This window comes from Priestia sp. P5_B4, from assembly GCF_056400385.1.
Map to the genome: position 1 here is coordinate 1 of NZ_JBFULJ010000887.1, position 1,576 is coordinate 1,576.

The window sequence follows — 1,576 nt, forward strand, 5'->3', positions numbered from 1 at the left end:
GTCAAGCGGTTAAGACACCGCCCTTTCACGGCGGTAACACGGGTTCGAATCCCGTACGGGTCATCAAAAGAGCAGTTTGCATATGCAAACTGCTCTTTTATTTACGTATATTCATGTGTAATACTCCCTGGATGTTATTCTAAAGGAATCCCTCTTTTTATGTCGAAAATTAGTAAGTGTTAAGGAGGGTTTTAGATGCCTAAAGATTTAGTGAAAGAACTGTTAGACAAAGGCTTTAAAGTAGTGGACTTAACATGTGTAGGCACTATAAATATCATTTCAGCAAAGGAACTGTATTTAGACGAAATGAGTACTGACGCCATAGTTGATATGTTATCACTAGATGAAAACAGTATTAAGTTTTCTCTTGATGAAAAACTTCCTTATTTTGAGGCAAGTACCAAACCATTAGCCGGATATATCAATTCAGAAAGCGAACTGCCCATAGTGGAGAATGCAATTATTGACTACAAAGTGTATGTTAAAGAAGCAATTCTTCAGTCTAAGTAGTTAGCAAAAAAGCAGTTTATATTTGTAAACTGCTTTTAATTAAATACGATATGAAATTCTAATGCAAAAACTACAAAATACCCACGGCTAATCTCCTAAGCTTGAATATACTAATACTAGCAATCTAAAAATGAAACTAACATCCCGTGCTATAATAGATAAAAACTAAATATTAGGGGCAATGAATGATGGAAGAATTAAAACAAGAAGACCAAGACGCAGGTAAACTATATGGGAAAGGGTTTAAGTGGATGCGTTTTGTAAGCTTTTTTATGATTGTAAACCTCATTTTCACCGTAGCTTTAGTAGCAGTTGCCTTAGTAGCCCCTCAAATTCAAGAAACTTTTCAATGGGTAGCATTTGGTGTATATGGGTTTACAGTCCTTTATCTCATCTTTATGCGAGAAGTAGCCTTTAGAAAGACATATGGATCTTTGGTAGTTTGGATGCGAATTGTATGGGGGTGTAGCTTTATTGCTAGCGCGTTTGGGGCAGTCACTATGTTCGTGGTTAATACTCACTGGACTCTATTTTAAAGGGATACCTGTTTATGTTGAAAGTAAAAATAAAGGAGGAATACATATGAATCCATACGAACAATTTCAATTAAATAAAGAGGTAGAAGAGATGGCTAAACAACGAATTGAAATCCATAAAAAGCGAATAAAACTATCTGAAGAATTGGAAAACAACTTGGGTAATAAAGAACTCCAAGTTAGAATCATCGAATTAGAAGAAGAAAGCCAAAAACTTAAGAAGAAAATTGAAGCTTTACAGGCTAACTTTTAAGCATCCTTTCAGGGTGTTTTTTTTGAGTAAAGTGTTTTTACCAGAGCTATATGTGTGAACTTAAATGAATTACTACTTTCTTATGCAACCTCTAAAAGTTTTTCTATGAATGGGCTCAGTGTCAAGATGTTCAGTTTAGAAAAAAGACAAGTAACCTATTGCTTGCATTGGAATAACTACAAGTGGCAAGCATCATTTATTTTGCATAATTGTTGATATATGTAATGTTTTGTAGATAACTAAATTGCTCCCACATATTGAATATTTATCCTATATC

At 34.2% G+C, this 1,576-nt stretch carries 3 protein-coding genes; all 3 read left to right on the plus strand.

Features of this window, described 5'->3' with window-relative positions; all coding sequences use genetic code 11:
- Positions 1-195 precede the first annotated feature (195 nt).
- The 3 genes from AC1DRF_RS27145 (at position 196) to AC1DRF_RS27155 (ending at position 1,299) form a co-directional block, all read left to right on the plus strand.
- Positions 196-510, plus strand: coding sequence for a hypothetical protein (locus AC1DRF_RS27145; protein ID WP_330534397.1), 315 nt, complete (start codon positions 196-198; stop codon positions 508-510).
- Positions 511-698: 188 nt separating this feature from the next.
- Entirely contained in the window at positions 699-1,046 is a 348-nt protein-coding gene (locus tag AC1DRF_RS27150; protein WP_477742202.1) for a hypothetical protein, read from the plus strand.
- A gap of 46 nt (positions 1,047-1,092) precedes the next feature.
- Positions 1,093-1,299 (plus strand): hypothetical protein, encoded by a 207-nt coding sequence (locus AC1DRF_RS27155; protein ID WP_330534395.1) that lies wholly within the window; start codon positions 1,093-1,095, stop codon positions 1,297-1,299.
- The last annotated feature ends 277 nt before the right edge of the window (positions 1,300-1,576 follow it).